Annotated in this window: 5 protein-coding genes; 1 reads left to right on the forward strand and 4 read right to left on the reverse strand. The window is 43.9% G+C overall.

The genetic code is table 11. The annotated features are described in order from the left end of the window. Nucleotides 1-125: 125 nt before the first annotated feature. The 4 genes from ruvA to KFV02_RS11280 all read right to left on the reverse strand — a co-directional run bounded on the left by ruvA (nt 126) and on the right by KFV02_RS11280 (nt 2,804). Nucleotides 126-731: a Holliday junction branch migration protein RuvA gene (ruvA, locus tag KFV02_RS11265; protein ID WP_252381650.1), complete on the reverse strand. Its 606-nt coding sequence runs from the start codon at nt 729-731 to the stop codon at nt 126-128. A gap of 18 nt (nt 732-749) precedes the next feature. Next, complete coding sequence (gene ruvC, locus KFV02_RS11270; protein WP_252381651.1) at nt 750-1,265, reverse strand: crossover junction endodeoxyribonuclease RuvC; 516 nt, start codon at nt 1,263-1,265, stop codon at nt 750-752. 48 nt (nt 1,266-1,313) lie between these two features. Further along, nucleotides 1,314-2,063: a YebC/PmpR family DNA-binding transcriptional regulator gene (locus KFV02_RS11275; protein WP_252381652.1), complete on the reverse strand. Its 750-nt coding sequence runs from the start codon at nt 2,061-2,063 to the stop codon at nt 1,314-1,316. A gap of 147 nt (nt 2,064-2,210) precedes the next feature. Continuing rightward, nucleotides 2,211-2,804 (reverse strand): RlmE family RNA methyltransferase, encoded by a 594-nt coding sequence (locus KFV02_RS11280; RefSeq protein ID WP_252381653.1) that lies wholly within the window; start codon nt 2,802-2,804, stop codon nt 2,211-2,213. A gap of 180 nt (nt 2,805-2,984) precedes the next feature. Here KFV02_RS11280 and KFV02_RS11285 point away from each other — a divergent pair, with 180 nt between their 5' ends. Further along, nucleotides 2,985-4,424: a glycosyltransferase family protein gene (locus KFV02_RS11285; protein ID WP_252381654.1), complete on the forward strand. Its 1,440-nt coding sequence runs from the start codon at nt 2,985-2,987 to the stop codon at nt 4,422-4,424. The last annotated feature ends 168 nt before the right edge of the window (nt 4,425-4,592 follow it).

Genomic DNA, 4,592 nt, shown 5'->3' on the forward strand with positions numbered 1-4,592 from the left:
TTTGTAATGCATTTCAGAAAATGCACTCTTCAATTGTGTAGTAATTTGAGGATGTTAATCGTGTCAGAAAGTTGAGTTACTTTGCATTGTTACCAACTTGTCAACCTGCCAGCGTACTGATTTTTTTAAGTTTTCGCCTTTTCTTTTAAGACCAGTCTGATGGCTGAGCTGACATCCAGGTCGGGTTCTTTTTCAAGAACCTGATTGATTACGGGGGTGACTTCAGCCTGGGTATAGCCAAGGGCCAAAAGGGCGGCCAAAACATCGTCATAAACAGAGGACGATTGACATTGGTCTTTATGTTCATATTCTGGAGTTGGGGGAATAAACTTTAATTTGTCCTTGAGATCAAGAAGAATCCTGCGGGCTGATTTTAGCCCTATGCCTGGCACTGCAACCAAAGCCTTTTCATCCTCCCTGGCCACAAGCTGGCTTAACTGGGTTGGGGTAAAGCAGTTAAGCACGGCCAGGGCCAGTTTAGGCCCGAGTTTTGGAATACCCAGAAGAACAGAGAATGTCTCTCTTTCCTCCCAGGTGAAAAAGCCATATAAATCCAGGGTATCTTCACGCACAACAGTATAAATGTAAATCTCAAGCTCCTGGCCGGATTCTGGCAGGTCTTGCATCCCTCTGCCCGATAAAAAGACCTCGTAACCTACTCCGCCTGCAGTAGCAATTAAACAGGACTTTTGCCCTTTGAAAATAAGTTTCCCTCTTAGATAGGCTATCATAAAATTTGAGTGTTAAAGTTAAAGTGCATGGCAGCCCGTTATGCGAGACAGCTTACGGTGATTTAAATGGGTTATGGCTACCGCCAAGGCGTCGCTGGCGTCTTTGGCCCAATGAGGTTTGCAATTTAGAAGCTGTCCAACCATGAAAGCTACCTGGTTTTTATCAGCCCGGCCACCCCCGACCAGAGATTTTTTTATCATTGTAGGCTCATATGAAGAAACCGGCAAATGTTTATGGGCACAGGCCACCAGAATTGCCCCGCGGGCTTGTCCCAGCTTTAAAGCCGCACTAGAATTATAAGCTGTAAAAACATCTTCTACCGCAGCTTCATCAGGACTATATTTATCAATTAAAGCGACCAATTTGGTAAAAATATCACCCAGACGCTGGGCGAGATCCTTATTCGGATGTGGGCGGATGGTCCCTGCATCCACTAAAATAAGCTGTCCGGACTTTTCTCCTACAAAACCATATCCTGTACACCTGGAGCCGGGATCGAGGCCCAGAACCAGAATGTCGGTTTTTTTGCTCAATGTTCTATGTTCCCCGTTTTTCCGTTCTCTCGCTTTCACATTATTATATTAACTTTCCAATTCTTTTAACAGTTCGTCAGGAAGTTCGAAATTGGCATAAACATTTTGTACATCATCATGATCATCCAGGGCTTCATAGAGCTTCAAAAGCTTTTTCCCGGTTTCCACATCCACACTGACTGTGTTCTGGGCGACTTGAGTAAGCTCAGCCTCTGTATACTCAATCCCTGCCTGTGCATAAGCCTCTTTCACAGCATTGAAATCTTCCGGGGCACACCGGACCTGCCATACCTCGCCATCATCAATCACGTCCTCTACCCCTGCTTCCAGACCAACTTCAAGCAGTTGATCCTCGTTATATTTGTCTTTCTCAAAGGAGAGCACTCCTTTTTTTTCAAACATCCAGGCTACACATCCAGATTCACCCATGGAACCACCATTTTTACTCAAAATATGCCTTACTTCAGCCACTGTTCTGTTTTTATTGTCCGTGGCCGCGTGAATAAGCAGTGCGACTCCGCCCGGACCATAACCCTCATAGATTACTTCTTCGATGTTTTCAGCGGCCAGTTCGCCAGTGCCTTTTTTAATGGCTGTTTCAATCTTGTCCTTGGGCAAATTTACGCTTTTGGCCTGCTCAATGGCTGCCCTAAGGCGAGGATTGGCCTCAGGATCGCCTCCGCCCATTTTGGCCGCCAGCATCAATTCTTTAGTCACTTTGGTAAAAATTTTCCCCCGCTTGGCATCCTGTCTGCCTTTACGGTGCTGAATATTATGCCATTTACTATGTCCTGCCATTTTATCCTCCTTATGATCATGGTTGAATGGTTGAGTAGTTGAATGAGCACCTTGTTTTGCCAATAACAGTTGTAAGAGAACAGCTTTGAGAAGCCAAAAGAGGTCTTCTCATTCAATAATTCAACTGATCCAACCGGTTAAAGTCATTTATGACTTTTTATACCCAAGTCCCACTAAAAACATTTCTTTGCTCTCAGACCTGGAGCTTTTGGGTTTAAATTGTTTAACCTTTGTAAATGATTTCCTCATCTCCTGGACCAGGTTTGGTACATCAGGCCCTAAAAATATTTTAACCACAAAATGTCCTTTTGCTTTAAGCCAGTTGCGGGCTAGACTCAAAGCCTGTTCAGCCAGGTTATAGGATCTGGCCTGATCTGTAAATTTGATTCCTGTAGTCTTGGGAGCCATGTCGCTGATGATCAGATCAAATGGAGCATATTGCTCTAGAACCTCTTGTAAATGCGTATCAGAGGTAAATACATCTGCCTGGACAAAACTTACCTGTTCTGGAAAAGTTGTTCCAGGGGGATTTAAGTCAACAGCCACTACATGTCCCTTAGGCCCTACCTTTTGGGCAGCATACAGGGACCAGGAACCAGGAGAGGCACCCAGGTCGAGAACTTTCTGTCCAGGCGAAAAAAGTTTAAAGGCTTTATCCATTTCTTTCAGTTTATAAACTGACCTGGCCGGATAGTTCTCTTTTTTGGCCTTTTTAAAATAAAAGTCGCGGTACTTCTTCATTAACTTTTAGAGGTAAGGGGTAAAAGGGATAAGAAGGGGTAAGAAAAAATATTCTCAATCCTTATCCCTGAATTCTTAAAGAAATCAACAATGCGTTCATCAAAAGCAATAAACTCAAGCTCAAGAGCTGTAAAGGTCAAAACAGAGCTTGGTCAATTAAAGACTCTGGGCAGAGGACCAATGTTTTTCAAATGCATCAAAAAAGGTCAGTTGGACCTCTTTTTGGGGCTGGGGCCGGATCCTGAAATAGCTGTCGAGCTTGCCCGGAATAAACAGGCGTTTTACATTGAATGCCCCATGTTTATGGACCAGATGGGCGCCTCCTGGCGGCAAAAGATACCGGCCACATTTTCTCCGGTGTCAACGTCCAGATTAAACCAGAGATTTTTAACACAGGCAAGGATTTGGCTGTATCTCCCCGCTCTGAACTTCTTCCCCGGGTTCTGGACAAAAGTTTTAGCTATCTGCCGCCTGAAAGGCCATAGTCAATGTACGCCGCAAGCTCAAGGCGACAGTCAAGTCTTTATCTTTGGCAGTGAACACTCTCTTTTGGTTCCTGATATCTGCGACGGCTTAAAGGAATTAAACCTAAACGCGCAACTCCTTCCCCCAGATATTTCTGCCCATGACCTTGCCCAAGTTTTAAACCAGACAAGGCCCAAGTTCTTTCTCAGTATAAACTTTCAAGGCATAGACCCGCTGGGCGAGAATTTGGCTTTGATTGAAAGATGTCGGATCCCCATCGCGGTCTGGTGTGTTGATAATCCATTTCATATCCTAACCAGAATAAAAGGGAAGTTCTGGCAGAAGACGGTTATCTTTGTCACTGACTCCTGGTTTATACCGTATTTAAAAAAATACGGCGGGCAAAAAGTTTTTTATCTTCCCTTGGCGACATCACGAAAGTTTTTTTACCCACATGAGAAAAGGATAGACTATCTCAGGGACAAAGTAGTTTTTGTGGGCCGCAGTGAGTTTCCGCATAAAGATAAATTTTTTGCCGCATCCAGACTGGAGGCCAACCTTTCAGCCTCTGCCCAAGATTTTGCCCTCCAGGGGATACGTCCGGATTTTGGGTGGTGGCTAAAACAGCTGGAAATTCCCCTCTGGCCGGGAAATAAGGTCCGCCATGTTGGCTATAACGCAGAGGTTCTAAATCTATACTGGCGTAAGGTTTGTCTACAGGCTTTGGTCAGAACAGATGGACTGGTGGTTTACGGTGATAAAAATTGGAAAAATATTTTGCCTGCCAATGTGCATTTTAAAGAAGAAATTGACTACTATGGGCCATTAAGCCAGGTATATACAAGTGCCAGATACGTGCTTAACTTAACCAGCTTACTTTTGCCGTCTGGCCTTACACAGCGTCACTTTGATGTTTGGGCAGCAGGAGGTTTTTTAATCACTGATTACACTCCGGGATTGAAACTTTTTTCCCGGGAACTAACTTCACCTATCACTTTTCACAAGCCAGACCAAATTGAAGATGTTCTAAATAGACTAGAAAGGCAGCCTGGGCTGAAAAGGGATATTCAGTCAGAGTTTCATAAACTCATTTTGACTAGACATACTTATAGACATAGACTGGAGCAAATTTTCGATATATTGCATATATCCTGAATGGATTTTGTGGGGGGTAGAGCGCAGAGTTTTAGAATCTTATACTCAACTTTCTCGTATGTTTACATCACCTGTTTTCAAATTTAAGAGATAAAGAAATAAGAATTTAGGCGTGACAGACCGTTCAACTTTCTGGTGCATCAAGACACCGTAACTCAGCTTTTGGTC

The sequence above is a fragment of the Desulfovulcanus ferrireducens genome, from assembly GCF_018704065.1.
Classification (GTDB): Bacteria; Desulfobacterota; Desulfovibrionia; order Desulfovibrionales; family Desulfonatronovibrionaceae; genus Desulfovulcanus; species Desulfovulcanus ferrireducens.